Raw genomic sequence first — 15,934 nt, forward strand, 5'->3', positions numbered from 1 at the left:
AAGATGTTAAGTTTTAGAGAATTAGAATCCCATATAGCGACCTTTGGCGATAACTACATTAATGACCGTGTGGAACTGCTAAAAGGCACTTCAAAAGATGAAGTAAGCAAGGCCTTAGCTCAAAGTGAACTAGATGTGATGGTCTTGTATTATGCCATAACCCGCTACCTTGCTGGGGGCATTAGCGAGGAAAAGCTAGGGAAGATTAAGGAAAACACCGAAATTGAATGCTCAGCCTATAATCTCATGAAGAATTGGAGATTTTTTAATTAAGCAGCCTTTCAGTATCAGGGTATAAAAAAAGCTTATTATCCAAAAAAATGATAATAAGCCCGTTTAGAAAGGAACTTGCAAACCCTTAGCAGAAGCCCACTAGATCAAGTAGGCTATACCAATTATAGCATATTTTGAATCAGAGAGGGGCTAGGTAATGTTCTATATTCCGCCAATTGATGAAGAAAAAACTGCAAAAAAAGCCGATAGTATATTAAGCGATTATGACCGTTTAAGACGACTTAGCGGCTACCAAGGCCGTTTAGTAGCTAACTATAGATATACCCCTGAAAAGCATGTAAAAAATGCTGGTAATTATTCCGAGGACCTAATAGAGATCAGAGAAGAGGCTAAAGCTAAAGTATTAGAAATTGAAAACGCAATTGATTTAGTAGAGCCCGAACTAGGCAAAATTTTGGAAAAAAAGTATATTAAGCACTTCAAAAATACTGATATATATAGAGAGTATTACTATTCTGAATCCACTTTTTACAGGTTCTTAAAAAAGGCTCAAATTCAGTTCGCAGAGGCCTTTAAAGGAGGTGAGCTATTATGCTTTAAGAACGAAACCGATCGTATTACTTGGAATTAAAAAAGAAAAGGAGAATTAATTATGAATGATGTTCAAGATGAAATTTTAAGAAAACCCGGTGCTTTTGACTTAGGCGTTTATATGGAAATTAAAGAGGAAGAAGCCGCCAAAGAATACCAACAATATAAAGAAGCCCAAAAGGCTAAGATTAAAAAAATGCAAGAGGAGGAAGAAAAGAACCGCCAATTCTTAGCAGATGCTATGCAAGTGGAAAGTGATCGCCTAGCCAAAGAACAGGCTAACCGTGAACATGATCGCAGGGTCTTAGCCCAACGGAAAGCATTTAAGGAGGCTGGGCTAGTTTATAACGAGAAAACCACAGAAGAACAAGCCCTAAATGACTCTTACGCTAACTTGGCCAATAATTTAATTGACCAAGTGAAATAGCTTCATAGAAAGAGATAACAGCCATGGACAGAGAATTTCTAAAACAATTTGGCTTAGATAAGGAGGCTATTGGTAAGATCCTAGGGGAATATCATAATTCCTTAGATCAGATTAAGGAAGAATATAAAGTTCGTGCCGAGGAAGTTTCTGAGTTGGAACAGCTCAAGGAAGCCAACAGCACCCTTGAAGACACCATAGCCAAACAAGCCGAGGAGCTTTCAACTTATGAGCAGGCACTATCAGAAAGCCAAGACCTCCTAAGCCAAGAGCAGGTAAATAGTATTAAGATTAAAACGCTAGCAGAGTATGGGCTTAACCCTAACATAGCTAAGTATGTTAAGGGATCAACAGGCGAGGAGATCGCAGCAGATGTTCAATTGCTGAGAGATACCCTAGACAGCAGGCCACAGCCGGAAGCACCTATGAAGTCTTTAGAGCCTAGCCCCTATCAGGGTAACCCATGGGCTCAGATGGCTGACAGCCTTATCGAAGCTTCATGGCGCTAAAGTATTATTAACTGGTGGTAAGCATAATAAGAGAAGTATAGGTATGGGGCTGGTGGAACACCGCCCCTTTTCCTTTACCCCACTACCTTGAATAGCCTATAGGTCTGATAGTCTGCCTACCTGTTTGCCTCTATTACCTAGACCCAGTAGCCTACTATGATGGCTAGCTGATATAGATAAAGATTGTTAGTTGGTATAGATAAGGATAACTAACTGATATAGGTTAGCTATTACATTCACAGCAAAGCATAAAGCTATTGACTGATAGGCGGACGATTAGGAAAGTAATAGATAAGTAAGTGCTGCTGCTAATATTAATAACTATGATCGATTAATCTAATCAATGATCACTTGGAACACTGATAAAGATTTAGATATAATAAAGTAAATAGTTGTTCAGTCTAATTAAGAGTTGAACCGCAGCGAGGTCAATGCGTGAACCTATGCTAGCTAAGCTTCAAGGTAAAGTAATAATTAAAATAAAAAAGATAAAAAATAAATTATTTTTTTATTTATTAATAAGTGATAACTTTAGAAATATTTTTTATAAAATTCTATGAGCGGCTGACTCAGTAGGTGGGGGGATACCTCCCCCACCCCATGGCCGGCCGGACTTCAGCCGTCTATTGCACAAATTTTCTTATGGAAAATATATGAACAAGAAAAGGGAAAAAGCTATGCTAGAAGATGATCAAACCATTTTTATAGAAAGCGTTTATATTTTTTTGCCTGACTACCCCGACAAGTAACGGACAGGGAAAAAGAATTATTTGATAAAGAAATCCCAGACTTGGCCCAATTTAAATAAGTTACTGACAGAATAAGGAGTAAGACACCATGGAAGACCCTAATAAACTAACTAGGCAAGAGCTAGAAGAAGAATACATAGCTAGAATTAAATCAGAAAGCCGTAGACCAGAAACGGAGGAACAACGCAAGTTGGCCGCTGAACGAAAACAAAAATTAAAAGAAATGGTTAAAAAGTTACAGCAACAAAGTAGCTAATCACCACTCACAAGGTAGGAGTAAAAGAGACTATGGAAAACAATAGCAAACCGACCAGACAGGAGCTAGAAGAAGCCTATAGGGTAAGAATAGAATCTGAATCCCGTCCGCTAAGAACAGAAGAAGACCGAAAGATTGCCCAAGAGCGTATAAAAGAAATTGATGAGTACATAAATAAGCACCTAAGGGATTAACTAGCGTTTTATTAGGAGACCGACAATGATAATAGATAATTTTGACTCACCTAAAAAAGTTAAATACATAGGCCGATCCCAAGGCGTTTCCCTAACAAAGAATAAAATATATGAGGCTTTAGGCTATGAAGCGGGTTTCATTAGAGTGATTGACGATACGGGGGAAGATTACTTATATAATCCCAAAAAGTTTCAAATTATAGAGAAAGCCAGGGAAGACGTTAACAAACTTACAGATGAAGAAGTCGGTGCGATCATTCAAGCAAGGTATAATGCAGAAAGCTTACAGCCAGAAACCGAAGAGGATCGTAAAGTTGTAGAAGAACGATTAAAAAAAGTTGAAGAGTATATGAAAAAATATTTAAGTAAGTAACCACCGCAGGTGTGAACGGTGGTTTTTTTGTGCCAACAATCGTGCAAAAACAGCTAAAAGCCTTGATATAAAAGCATTTAATCGTGAGAAAATCGTGCGAAAAAGCTTTCAAGAATAGGAACATAATTGTAGAAGCATAGGGGGGATTAAAATAAGCACCCCCTTGTTTTCTCAGAGCACCCAATAGGGCAATTAGGCAGCCGCTTTATTTTATGTTGATCAAAACATACCCTCAGACTTAAATATAGACCCCTACAGGCGTTTTTAGCCTTAGGGGGTATAAATATATCTTAGGTTTATTAAATCAGCCCAGCAGCCAATAAAAGGCAAATAAAAAAAGCCCTTAAATTAAGAGCTTTGACTTGCTAATTCAGCTATAGGGATAGTGAGAATTTTGCGCAATATTTTGCGAATCCAGTCGCAATATTAGGCGTTTTCATCTGTTATCAACTTTTTTAAAAACCTTGTTATATCGCTGTTTTTGACACCTATTAATAATAGAAAAAAGCTATTTACGGAGAAGGTGGGATTCGAACCCACGTGCCGGTTTCCCGACAACTTGATTTCGAGTCAAGCGCGTTACGGCCTCTTCGCTACTTCTCCCGGCTAAACTAAGTTAGCAACAAAGTATATCTTATAACGTTTTGTCCGATTTTGCAAATAAATTTTCACCAGACACGGACATCTCCCGATAAGGCTTCATATTTTCTATAAAGGTGAAGGTGTTGAAATCGTAAACAAAGTGAAAGATTTCGCAGTTGCCGATACCAGCAACCGGGTCAGGGAGGAAGTCTTTTACAAATTGGTAGATGACAGCCCCATGAGCGACCGCTAAGACTTGCTGGCTATCCTCTTTTGTCATGATGGCTTGGAGGCTATGGTTAATGCGTTGACAGACTTCGCTAGCTCTTTCACCACCATATTGACAATAGTAATCATCCGTTTTGGGGGCTGAGAGAGGTTTAGGCATGAGGTCGCGAGATTGCCCTTCTAGTGAACCAAAGCCCCATTCCTTCAAACCGGTGACTGTTTCTGTGGGCATGGGATTAGGAATAGCGTGTTTTAGAGTCGTAATTGCCCGATCAAGCGGTGAGCTGTAGCCATGGGTAAAAGTGATTTTCCGTTCCCTAAGCATATCTCTAGCCAGCTCGGCTTGTCGGATGCCTTTTTCAGTTAAAGGGGAATCACACCAGCCCTGTACGCGGTTCTCCAAATTAAATTCCGTTTCGCCGTGGCGCATGAGATATAAGTGCTTTAACATGATTAATTCCTTTCCTTTTTTAGCTTTTATTCTATCACGAATTATTAAAGCTGTGAATTTCACCCTTTGCTTTTCTGTGTTAGAATAGATAAGATTGTAAAAAGTTAAGATTAAAGGATGTAAACAATGGCGAAGAAAAAAACACCAATGATGGAGCAATACTATCAGATCAAAGATCAATATCCCGATGCCTTTTTATTTTTTAGGCTGGGCGATTTTTATGAAATGTTTGATGATGACGCCAAAAAAGCGGCACAGATATTAGAAATAACCCTAACGAGTCGAAATCGGAATGCGGATGATCCCATCCCCATGTGTGGTGTTCCCTATCATTCAGCGGACGAATATGTGAAAACCCTAGTTAATCAAGGCTATAAGGTAGCCATCGCTGAACAAATGGAAGATCCTAAGCAAGCCAAGGGTATGGTAGACCGCCAGGTAATCAAGGTGATTACCCCGGGGACTTATTACAATTCTAGCGATAAGGAAAATGTCTTTATTTGTGCGATTATACATCAAGAAGGCCCCTATGCTTTAGCTTATACTGATATTTCAACAGGCGAGCTGAAAGTGACCCATATGGATTCATTTGAAATGCTGTTAACAGAATTCTCACAAATTCAAGCCAAGGAAGTCGTCTTTTATCATGAACTGAGCGAAGATGACTTGGCCCAACTCGAGCAGCTCTTTCCTTTTACCACTTCCTATATTAATCAGAAAACCCTCGATCAGTTGCCGGAAAGCGCCTTTGAAAAAATTACTCAAAATATTAAGCATAGCATCGAGCTTAATGCTTTGCGCGTTTTGATGGCTTATGTTTATAGCACTCAGTTTCGTATGGTTAACCACTGGCGCCAAGCGGAATCCTATGAGTTAGACTATTACTTGCATATGGACTATTTTGCTAAACGCAATTTAGAATTAACCGAATCCATTCGAACTCAGAAACGTTCAGGAAGTTTACTGCATTTTCTCGATGAGACTAAAACCGCCATGGGCGGACGTTTGCTAAGACAGTGGCTGGACCGGCCTCTTATTATCCAAGCAACGATTGAAGAGCGCTTAGACCAAGTAGAATCCTTGATCGACGCCTTCTTTGAACGGCGCAATATCCAAGAAAATCTCTCTGGGGTCTACGATTTAGAGCGCTTAGTGGCTAAGATCTCAATGGGACAGGTCAATGCCCGCGAGCTCCTGCAATTGATGAATTCCTTGAAAAAGGTTCCCCAAGTCTCTGAAAATTTACAAGCTATCCAAGGTAATCAAAGTGACAATCAAGAGACTGGCGTTTGGACCAAGCTTCTTAACAGCCTGGCAGCCCTACCAGAAGTGGTTAAAACCATTGAAAGCGCTATTGATCCGGAAGCTAATATATCGATTACTGAAGGTGGCATTATTAGGGATGGCTTTAGTGATCAGCTGGATGACTATCGTCAGGCGATTCGCCACGGATCAGAATGGATTGCTAACCTGCAAGCCAAGGAGCGTGAAGCGACCGGGATTAAATCTTTAAAAATTGGCTATAATAAGGTCTTTGGTTATTATATCGAGGTAACCAAGGCCAACCTCCATCTTTTACCAGAAGGGCGTTATGAGAGAAAGCAAACCCTGACCAATGCGGAGCGTTTTATTACCCCTGAATTAAAAGAGATGGAATATCGGATCTTGGAAGCTCAGGAAAAATCAGTTGACCTGGAATATGAGCTTTTCCTTGGGGTGAGAGAAAAGGTAAAAGTCTACCAAAAAGACCTACAAGCCATCGCCCAGGCTATTGCCCAGGTGGACGTGATCCAGTCCCTAGCGGAAATTAGCGAACAAAATCAGTATGTGCGTCCTCATTTTAGTGGAGAAGACCGGGCCTTATTGATTAAAGATTCCCGACACCCAGTGGTTGAAGAAACTTTAGGCCGAGATGATTTTGTCCCTAATGACATCATCATGGATAAGGACACTTCCATTCTATTAATTACCGGACCTAATATGTCAGGAAAATCCACTTACATGCGCCAGCTGGGCCTCACCGTGATCATGGCCCAAATGGGAAGTTTTGTACCCGCTAGTCAAGCGACCCTGCCTATTTTTGACCAGATCTTTACCAGGATTGGGGCAACCGATGACTTGCAAGCGGGGCAAAGTACCTTTATGGTCGAAATGATGGAAGCTAACCAGGCCATTCAACACGCTACTGACCGGTCCTTGTTACTCTTTGATGAAATTGGACGGGGAACTTCGACTTATGATGGCATTGCCTTAGCCCAAGCTATTTTAGAGTATTTACACGACCATCTTAAGGCGAAGGTGCTCTTTTCAACCCATTACCATGAACTGACTGACCTGGATAATCACTTGCCAGCCCTTAAGAATATTCATGTCGGAGCTATTGAAAAAGATGGGGAAGTGGTTTTTCTTCACAAGGTTTATGATGGCCCGGCCGATAAGAGCTATGGGATTCATGTTGCTAAACTAGCTGGCTTACCTAAGAGCTTATTAGCCAATGCAGCTAATATTTTATCTGACTTGGAAAGTGCAGCGTCTAAAGGGGCTGAGCCTAAGCAGCTTAATCTCTTCAATGACCAAGAAAATTTCAATCAAAAAACAGCGAGTGAAGATTATGTCTTAGACCAGCTAGATGCTGTCGATATTAATCATTTATCACCTATTGAAGCCTTAGAATTATTGAACCAATTACAAAGGAAACTAAGCGAGGAGGATTAGGATGATCCACGAACTTCCTGAACAAGTTGCTAATCAGATTGCCGCTGGGGAAGTGGTCGAACGGCCGGCTTCCGTGGTAAAAGAACTCTTAGAAAATGCGATTGATGCCCAGGCAACCAGTATCGATATCAAAGTCGAAGAGGCTGGTTTGAAGAGCATCCAAGTCATTGATAATGGTTTAGGAATGAGTGGGGAAGATGTGAAGTTGGCCTTTAAACGCCATGCTACCAGTAAAATCTATCATTCACGAGACCTCTTTCGGATCAAAACCTTGGGCTTTCGTGGTGAAGCCTTGCCCTCGATCGCCTCAGTTGCTGAAGTTTCGCTGGAAACCAGTGATGGAAAAGAGGGTTCCTATATTAGTTTAATTGGGGGCGATGAGGTAGAACTCCGTCCTTCCCATTTACGGCAAGGAACCACCATCCGGGTTGAAAATTTATTCTACAATACCCCAGCACGATTAAAACATATTAAACAATTAAGCACCGAACTTTCCCATATTACGGACGTTGTGAATCGTTTAGCTATGGCCCACCCTGATATCCGGTTTACTTATAATCATGATGGCAGGGAACTACTAAGGACCAATGGCAAGGGCCGCCTCCAAGAAGTTATCGCTGCAGTTTACGGTTTTAAACAGGCTCAAGACATGTTAGCGATTGAGAATGAGGACCATGATTTTCAACTCAGCGGTTATATTTCTAAACCAGAACTTACCCGGGCCTCACGCAATTACATGTCCCTATTTGTTAACGGCCGTTATATCAAAAATTATGTCCTCAGTCAGGCAATTATCAAGGGCTATGCATCTAAGTTAATGATTGGTCGTTATCCCATAGCTGTCCTTAATATTTCTACAGATGCCCAATTACTTGATGTTAATGTCCATCCAACCAAACAAGAGATTCGCATTAGTAAGGAAGAAGAACTTTACGATCTCATCCAAAGCAGTGTTCAGGAAAGACTATCTCCCCTAAGAAGGATCCCCGATGTAGGCAAGAAAGAGATTACTGAGACAGCTAACCACCAAGCCAGCATTGATCTAAGCAGTCAAGAAGATAGCCAGCAACTGCGTTTTGATTTTAAAAATCAAGTAGAGCCAGCTGAGAATGAAGCTTTCCTAGTTAAGGAAACAGACCATGGCAAAGACTGGCAAGCGGAAACCAAGACAGTTGACCAAGGGGAGGGTGCTCATAGAGAAAGTTTCCCACCAAGCACAAGCACACCTAGTGATCTTAAGCTAGCTAGCCCTAATCATGAAGAGGGGCAAGTCCAAGGTCAAAGGAATTCAAGCTTCCCTCAACTGGACTATGTGGGCCAATTACAGGCTTCTTATTTGGTCTGTTCCGATGAAACCGGGATGTATTTAGTTGACCAGCATGCGGCTCAAGAACGGATTAAATATGAATACTTCCGCGAAGCCATCGGTGATATGGATATAGCTAGCCAGGAATTACTGGTTCCTTTAGTTTTAGACTATCCCTCATCAGAAAGTCATGATGTCAGGCAAGTCTTAGACCGGATACGGGCTATGGGGATTGGCATTGAAGAATTTGGCCCCAATCAATTTTTAGTCAACTACCATCCCGCTTGGATGGGGAGTGACCAGGTCCAAGAACACATTGATTCCATGATCCAACTAGCCATTGAAAATAAAGATTTTTCGGTCAATATCTACCGGGAAAAAACCGCTATTATGATGTCTTGCCGGCTTTCGATAAAAGCTAACCATTATTTAGATGATCGTCAGGCCCGGCAATTGTTAGATGACCTGACTTACTGTGAGAACCCTTATAATTGCCCCCACGGACGTCCCGTTTTAATCCATTATTCTAATTATGAAATCGAACGCAGCTTCAAACGGATCCAAGATGCCCATGAAAGTCCTAAGAATCAATAATATAGGGATTATCCGCTAGTTATGATAAAATAAAGCAAATTAAAGAAAGAGGAGAGACTGCTATGAATCAAGAAGAAAAAACCGCTCGTTTAAAAGAACTTAGTGACTTAGCTTATGAAGTGACTCAAAATCAAGCCACTGAACGTCCTTTTTCAGGTGACTATGATGAATTTTTTGAAAAGGGAATTTACGTAGATATTGTGGATGGAAAACCCTTATTCTCTTCCAGTAAAAAATACAATTCCGGTTGTGGTTGGCCGGCTTTTACCCAACCTATTGAAGAGGATGTTGTTAACGAGCATCAAGATACTTCACATGGCATGGTTCGTACTGAAGTACGAAGTCAAGAAGCAGACTCTCATTTGGGACATGTCTTTACTGATGGTCCAAGTGAAGCAGGGGGGTTAAGATATTGTATTAATTCTGCTGCTTTAAAATTTATTCCCTATGAAGAAATGGACCAAGCTGGCTATAGTGACTACAAAAAATATGTGGAGTAATGAGGTTGAGTGATGTACCAATATATCAAGGGATTACTTGTTGATTTAACTAGTGAAGCGGTAGTCGTTGAAACGGCGGGACTTGCCTATTATATTTATTTTCCAAATCCTTATCGCTTAAGTGATCAAAAAGGCCAGCAGGTGCAAGTTTGGCTCTACCAAGCGGTTAGCCAGGATGCCATACGCCTGTATGGCTTTTTTGATCAGGCCGAGAAACAACTCTTTTTACAATTAATAAGTGTTTCGGGAATCGGGCCTAAGAGTGCTTTATCAATTTTAGCTTATGGTGACCAAGCTGGCTTTATTGCAGCGATTGAATCGGAAAATGTCAAATTCTTAACCAAGTTTCCCGGCGTTGGTAAAAAAACAGCCCAACAGATCATCTTAGACTTACAAAGTAAGCTCAGCCGCCTTAAATCCGAAGCGCTTCCAGCTGACCAAGAAGTCATTTCTGATCAATCAGAGTCAAGTCAGATGATGATTGAATTAGAAGCAGCCCTAAACAGTCTAGGTTACGCTAAGCGGGAGATTGATCAAGTGATCAAAAAAGGCGATTTTTCAGAGGTCGATAATACTGCAGATGCTATCCGGGTCGCTTTAAGATACATAACCTTAAAATAAGTAGTGAGGAGTTATAAGTATGTCTAGTGAAAAAAGGCTTCAAAGCGGGGAAGAATTTTTTGAAGAAGAAGACATGGAGGCTAGCTTAAGACCGCAACTTCTCAAAGACTACATTGGTCAGGAAGAAACCAAGCACGAACTATCGGTTTATATCCATGCTGCTAGACAGCGAACGGAATCCTTAGACCATGTCTTGTTATACGGCCCACCGGGATTAGGAAAAACCACCTTAGCCAATGTCATTAGTAATGAAATGCAGGTCAATATGCAGACCAGTAGCGGTCCAGCCATTGAAAAAACGGGTGATCTTTTAATTTTACTCAACGAACTGGCCCCTGGAGATGTCTTATTTATCGATGAAATCCACCGCCTGCCCCGCAATGTCGAAGAAATGCTCTACAGTGCCATGGAGGACTTTCGTGTTGATATTATTGTTGGCCAAGAGAGTTCAGCCCACGCGGTTCAATTTGATCTGCCTCCATTTACCTTGGTAGGAGCCACGACTAGGGCTGGGAGCTTGTCTGCCCCCTTAAGGGATCGCTTCGGTATCATCCAGCATATGCGCTATTATAAGGTGGATGAATTACAAGAAATCGTTAAGCGGAGTAGCCAAATCTTTGAGGTAACCATCGAAGATGAAGCAAGTTATGAAATTGCCTTACGGTCGCGTGGAACCCCTCGGATTGCCAACCGCTTATTGAAGCGAGTCAGAGACTTTGCTCAAATATATAATACCAATGCAATTATTGATTTAGCAATCACTGAAAGAGCCCTAAGTATTTTAAAAATTGATAAGGTTGGTTTAGATGATCTTGACCGACGCATCTTAGAGACTATTATTTTCTATTATCAAGGTGGCCCGGTAGGTTTATCCACTATTGCGGCTAATTTATCAGAAGAAAAAGAAACCATTGAAGATATGTATGAACCTTATTTAATTCAAATGGGCTTTTTACAACGCACCCCTAGAGGGCGTATGGCCACGGCTAAGGCTTACCAACATTTAGGAATTGATAAAGAGGAGAACGAGGATGACCTTAAAAACGACAGATTATGATTATGATTTACCAGAAGAACTCATTGCCCAAAGTCCCACTAAGGATCGCTTAAACTGTCGACTTTTATGTTTGAATGCTAGAGATGGCCACTACCAGGATAAGATGTTTTCAGCTATTGAAGAGGAGTTTGATCCAGGGGATGTCTTAGTCTTAAATAATACTCGGGTCTTACCGGCCCGTCTTTACGGCGAAAAAGAAGCGACAGGTGGCCACGTTGAAGTATTACTCTTAAACAATGTCGAAGGCGATCTTTGGGAGACCCTGGTTAAACCAGGACGACGCTTGAAAGCAGGCACAAGGCTTAGCTTTGGCGATGGTCGCCTCAAGGCTGAAATCAAAGAAACACTTGACTATGGTGGTGGTCGCCTGCTGGAATTTTATTATGATGGGATTTTCTTAGAGATTTTAGAGAGTCTAGGAGAGATGCCTCTGCCACCTTACATTAAGAACAAATTAACTGATCCAGACAGCTACCAAACAGTTTATGCTAAAGTGAATGGATCGGCAGCAGCCCCGACTGCGGGTTTACACTTTACTGAGGACTATCTAAAGAGCCTACAGGAAAAAGGAGTTAAGATTGCTTATCTGACCCTCCATGTCGGTTTGGGAACTTTTCGACCAGTGAATGAAGAAGATCTGAGTGACCACCAAATGCATTCAGAATTTTATCGCTTAGATCCAGAAAATGCTGAAATGATAAGTCAAGCCCAAGCAAATGGCCACCATGTCATTGCTTGCGGGACAACCTGTATTCGTACTTTAGAGACTATTGGTCAAAAATTTGATGGCCAAGTGAAAGCAGATTCTGGCTGGACTGATATTTTCATTTACCCAGGTTTTAAGTTTACTGTGGTCGACCATTTCATTACCAACTTCCATTTACCTAAATCCACCCTAGTGATGTTGGTGGCTGCTTTTGCTGGAAGAGACCATGTGCTTAACGCCTATCGTCATGCGGTCGAGGAGAAGTATCAATTCTTTTCTTTTGGGGATGCCATGTTTGTCCGCGGCCCGCAATACATAGAAAAATAAGTGTCTTTACCATCAGTAAGCGGTGACTATATGTAAATAAGCTGGTTAAACTGATGGTTTTTATCATGTTAAAAGGAGTTGGTCTATCGTGTTTACACCCTTAAATGTGAATACATCCTATACGCTTTTAAAGAGTCCCATGTCGGTAAAGGATTATGTCGAAGCGGCCAAAGCCTTAGACTATCAAAACTTAGCGATAAGTGATGTCAATGTGATGTATGGGGTAATTGATTTTTATAATTATTGCAAGCATTATGACATCAATCCCTTAATTGGAATGACCGTTTCAATTCAACGTTCTGACCAGCATGACCAAGAAGAGTGGCTAATTTATGCTAAAAATGATCAAGGTTACCGCTCTCTTATGCGCTTAAGTTCCTTAATTAAAAGCCAAGAGCCCATTGATTATCAGGCGGTTAGAGACTTTATCTTTAATAACCACCGCAATTGGATCACTATTTTAGAAGCCAATAATGGCCCACATATGCATTTTCTCAAGCAACAGCGCCAAGAAGAGGCCGCTGCCTTCTTAGATAAATTACGGGATATCTTCAAGGCTTCTGACTTATATATGGGGGTTGATGAATCTTATCTCTACCATCAAGAAGCCTTGGAAGACCTGGCTAAGAAAAGTCAGATTCCCTTGATCGCCCAGTCAAAGTTGGCTTATTTGTCAAAAAATGATGTCTTTACCCAGGAAGTATTAGCTGCTATTGAAGTCAATCAGCCCCTAGATAATTACCGAGAAAAAGCAGGGGCAGAAGGGCATTTTTTTCTAAGGAGTCTAGCGTCTTATCAAGAATCCTACCAAAACAAGGGACTAGCTAAGGCTTTTGACCAAGTGTCAGAGGCTTTTGATGGGGTTCATTTAGACATTCAGTTTGACCAAGCGCTTTTGCCTAAATATCCTATTGAATCGGGGCAAAGTAGTAAGGAATTTCTCAAAGATTTAGCCTATCAAGGTCTGTCTAAGCGGGTGGGTAATGAGCAAAGCTACCGAGAGCGCTTGGATTACGAACTTTCCATTATTGATCAAATGGGCTTCAATGATTATTTTCTCATTGTTTGGGACGTGATGGACTATGCTCATAAGAAGCATATTATGACCGGACCAGGTCGAGGATCTGCTGCGGGTTCCTTGGTAGCTTATTGTCTTTTTATTACCGATGTAGACCCTATAAGAAATCATTTACTTTTTGAGCGTTTTCTTAATCCTGAACGCCAGTCGATGCCGGATATTGATTTGGACTTTCCTGATGATAAGCGCCAGGATATTTTGAATTATGTCTATCACAAATATGGTAGTGACCACGTGGCTCAAATTTCTACCTTTGGTACCTTTGCTGCCCGCAAGGCCATCAGGGACGTTGGTAATGCTTTTAATAAGAGTCAAGCGACCATGAGCCGTTGGGCCAATACCATTAGCTCGCAAAATCAGACTCTTGAAGAAGCTTATCAAAGTTCCAGCCAACTCCAACAATATATAGCAGAAGAGGAGGATGGCCAGCTCTGGTTTCAGACCGCTAAAAAGATTGAAGGCTTGCCACGCCACGTCTCTACCCATGCGGCAGGGGTTATTCTCAGTGACCAAGACTTGACCGATTTTATCCCCTTACAGGCTGCCCTTAACCATTCCATTCACCAGTCCCAATACACCATGCATGAAATTGAGCGGATTGGTTTATTAAAAATTGACTTTTTGAGTTTAAGTAACTTAACGATTTTAGCCAATAGTGTCAGAGCAGCGGAAAAAATCAGCAAAAGTCGCTTACGTCCGATAGACTTTCCTCGTAATGATCAATCGGTCTATCGTGTCTTTAGTCAAGCTAATACCTTGGGTGTCTTTCAATTTGAATCTAATGGGATTCGCCGTGTCTTGAGGCGAGTGAAGCCAAGTTCAATGGCGGACCTTGCGGCAGTAAATGCTCTCTACCGGCCAGGGCCCATGCAACAAATTAATCACTTTGTCAATCGTAAACATGGTAAGGAGCCGATTACTTACCCCCATCCGGACTTAGAAGGTATCTTGAAGGAAACTTATGGCATTATTGTCTACCAGGAACAAGTCATGCAAGTTGCCCAAAAAATTGCTGGATTTTCTTTGGGAGAAGCTGATATCTTACGGCGGACGATCAGTAAGAAAGATAAGGCAACCATGGACCGCTTACAGGCGAAATTTATCCGCCAAGCTGTTGCTAAGGGCTACAGCCAAAGCGTTGCCCAAAAAATTTATTCCTACATTGAAGCTTTTGCTGATTATGGATTTAATAAGTCACATGCTTATGCATATTCCTATTTAGCTTATGAGATGGCCTGGCTAAAGGTTCACTATCCGGCCGCCTTTTACTATGGGAATCTCTTGCAACATAAGATTTATGAGACTAAGGGTCAGCAATTAACTTATGAGGCTAGTCTTTGCCAGGTTAAGCTCCAACTCCCCGATGTCAACCGGTCCTATACCACCATGCAGGTAGTTGATGACCAGCATATTTTACTCGGCCTTACTGATATTCGTGGCTTGATGCGAAACTTTACCACAGCCATTGTCCAGGAACGGCTCAATGGGGGGCAGTATCGGTCATTGGGAGACTTTATTCAACGCCTGCCAAAAAACTATTTAAAGTCTGACAATCTGGAAAAATTGGCGCTTGCAGGAGCTTTGGACAGCTTTGGATATAATCGCCGCACCTTAATAGAAGAGGCTTTGCCAAAGTTACTAGAAGCGGTGAACTTATTTGGTGGAAGCAACAACCAGCAACTTTCCTTGTTCAATCAGGAGAATCGCGAGCTTTATGCTCCTGAAATTAAGCAATTGAATGAGTATGATGATCGTCTTCTTTTGGAGGGGGAGCAAGAAACCCTAGGGCAGTCCATTAGCGTTGAATTATACAGTGACTACCGTCCTTACTACCAAAATGGTCAAATTCAACCCATCAATAAGTTAAGCGATAAAAGTCAGGTGACGATTATTGGAGAAATTGTCAAGGTGAAAAGAATTCAAACGAAAAAGAACCAGCCCATGGCTTTCTTAACTTTGCGTGATGAGCATAGTGAAGTTGAGGTGATTGCTTTTCCTAAAGCTTATATTGATTTTGCTGCCTACATAAGGGAAGGCCAGCAAGTCCTTGTCCAAGGCAAGACTCAGACCAGGAAACAGGGCTTGCAAGTGGTTTTAGACCAGTGTCAACCCTTAAATCATCAGTTGCTCACTGAATTGGAAAGGAAACGGCTGAACTCGATTCAAACAATAAACATTCGCGTGGCAAGTAGCCAGCTGGCTAGTGAGAAAAAAGCAGACCTCCTTGCTCTTATCAACCAGTATCACGGCAGAGTTAAATTAACTTTCACCATGGCCAAAGAACAGAAAAAATATCAATTGGGTGAGCGCTTTGCTGTTCAAGCTCGCCCCGAAGTCATTCAAGAATTAAGAAAAATTTACGGCTCTGAGAATGTTCTTTATTAATGAAATCGTTTTAATAGGAAAACCCTTAGTAATCAGCTTAGAAACATGATATTA

General features: G+C 41.4%; 14 protein-coding genes, 1 tRNA gene and 1 pseudogene. 14 read left to right on the forward strand and 2 right to left on the reverse strand.

All coding sequences use genetic code 11. The annotated features are described in order from the left end of the window. Positions 1-3: 3 nt before the first annotated feature. From DBT50_RS03190 to DBT50_RS03220, 7 genes and pseudogenes are all read left to right on the forward strand, one after another. A complete protein-coding gene (locus DBT50_RS03190; RefSeq protein ID WP_060778037.1) occupies positions 4-273 on the forward strand; it encodes a hypothetical protein in 270 nt (89 codons plus the stop codon). A gap of 157 nt (positions 274-430) precedes the next feature. After that, positions 431-865 (forward strand): ArpU family phage packaging/lysis transcriptional regulator, encoded by a 435-nt coding sequence (locus tag DBT50_RS03195; RefSeq protein ID WP_060778038.1) that lies wholly within the window; start codon positions 431-433, stop codon positions 863-865. Between the two features lie 21 nt (positions 866-886). After that, on the forward strand, positions 887-1,252 hold the full coding sequence (locus DBT50_RS03200) for a hypothetical protein (RefSeq protein WP_111853041.1): 366 nt from the start codon (positions 887-889) through the stop codon (positions 1,250-1,252). A 23-nt stretch (positions 1,253-1,275) separates the two neighbouring features. Beyond that, on the forward strand, positions 1,276-1,758 hold the full coding sequence (locus DBT50_RS03205) for a kinetochore Spc7 family protein (protein WP_111853040.1): 483 nt from the start codon (positions 1,276-1,278) through the stop codon (positions 1,756-1,758). An 837-nt stretch (positions 1,759-2,595) separates the two neighbouring features. Continuing rightward, positions 2,596-2,763: a hypothetical protein gene (locus DBT50_RS03210; protein ID WP_181566035.1), complete on the forward strand. Its 168-nt coding sequence runs from the start codon at positions 2,596-2,598 to the stop codon at positions 2,761-2,763. A gap of 32 nt (positions 2,764-2,795) precedes the next feature. Next, positions 2,796-2,957, forward strand: a complete 162-nt coding sequence (locus tag DBT50_RS03215; RefSeq protein WP_181566034.1) for a hypothetical protein — start codon at positions 2,796-2,798, stop codon at positions 2,955-2,957. Between the two features lie 25 nt (positions 2,958-2,982). After that, a pseudogene (locus DBT50_RS03220) lies at positions 2,983-3,165 on the forward strand (hypothetical protein); the annotation flags it as partial. Positions 3,166-3,845: 680 nt separating this feature from the next. On the opposite strand, the gene DBT50_RS03230 reads toward DBT50_RS03220, so the two are convergent. After that, positions 3,846-3,933: transfer RNA gene (locus tag DBT50_RS03230), tRNA-Ser, on the reverse strand. Between the two features lie 31 nt (positions 3,934-3,964). Continuing rightward, positions 3,965-4,591 carry a histidine phosphatase family protein gene (locus DBT50_RS03235; RefSeq protein WP_111851674.1) on the reverse strand — a complete coding sequence of 209 codons (627 nt, stop codon included), beginning with the start codon at positions 4,589-4,591 and terminating at the stop codon, positions 3,965-3,967. Between the two features lie 126 nt (positions 4,592-4,717). Between DBT50_RS03235 and mutS the strand changes: the two genes are divergently transcribed. The 7 genes from mutS (at position 4,718) to DBT50_RS03270 (ending at position 15,880) form a co-directional block, all read left to right on the forward strand. After that, positions 4,718-7,306: a DNA mismatch repair protein MutS gene (gene mutS / locus DBT50_RS03240; RefSeq protein ID WP_111851673.1), complete on the forward strand. Its 2,589-nt coding sequence runs from the start codon at positions 4,718-4,720 to the stop codon at positions 7,304-7,306. Then, positions 7,302-9,206 carry a DNA mismatch repair endonuclease MutL gene (mutL, locus tag DBT50_RS03245; protein WP_111851672.1) on the forward strand — a complete coding sequence of 635 codons (1,905 nt, stop codon included), beginning with the start codon at positions 7,302-7,304 and terminating at the stop codon, positions 9,204-9,206. The genes mutS and mutL overlap by 5 nt, the downstream gene beginning before the upstream one ends. A 62-nt stretch (positions 9,207-9,268) precedes the next feature. Next, positions 9,269-9,706, forward strand: coding sequence for a peptide-methionine (R)-S-oxide reductase MsrB (msrB, locus tag DBT50_RS03250; RefSeq protein ID WP_111851671.1), 438 nt, complete (start codon positions 9,269-9,271; stop codon positions 9,704-9,706). A 12-nt stretch (positions 9,707-9,718) separates the two neighbouring features. Continuing rightward, the gene (gene ruvA, locus DBT50_RS03255; protein WP_041706144.1) at positions 9,719-10,327 is read left to right on the forward strand and encodes a Holliday junction branch migration protein RuvA; all 609 of its coding nucleotides are present in this window, start codon (positions 9,719-9,721) and stop codon (positions 10,325-10,327) included. Between the two features lie 19 nt (positions 10,328-10,346). Then, on the forward strand, positions 10,347-11,384 hold the full coding sequence (gene ruvB / locus DBT50_RS03260) for a Holliday junction branch migration DNA helicase RuvB (protein WP_111851670.1): 1,038 nt from the start codon (positions 10,347-10,349) through the stop codon (positions 11,382-11,384). Further along, positions 11,359-12,417, forward strand: coding sequence for a tRNA preQ1(34) S-adenosylmethionine ribosyltransferase-isomerase QueA (gene queA / locus DBT50_RS03265; RefSeq protein WP_111851669.1), 1,059 nt, complete (start codon positions 11,359-11,361; stop codon positions 12,415-12,417). The genes ruvB and queA overlap by 26 nt, the downstream gene beginning before the upstream one ends. A gap of 88 nt (positions 12,418-12,505) precedes the next feature. Continuing rightward, positions 12,506-15,880, forward strand: coding sequence for a DNA polymerase III subunit alpha (locus DBT50_RS03270; protein WP_111851668.1), 3,375 nt, complete (start codon positions 12,506-12,508; stop codon positions 15,878-15,880). Positions 15,881-15,934: the final 54 nt, after the last annotated feature.

This window comes from Aerococcus tenax (assembly GCF_003286645.3).
Classification (GTDB): Bacteria; Bacillota; Bacilli; order Lactobacillales; family Aerococcaceae; genus Aerococcus; species Aerococcus tenax.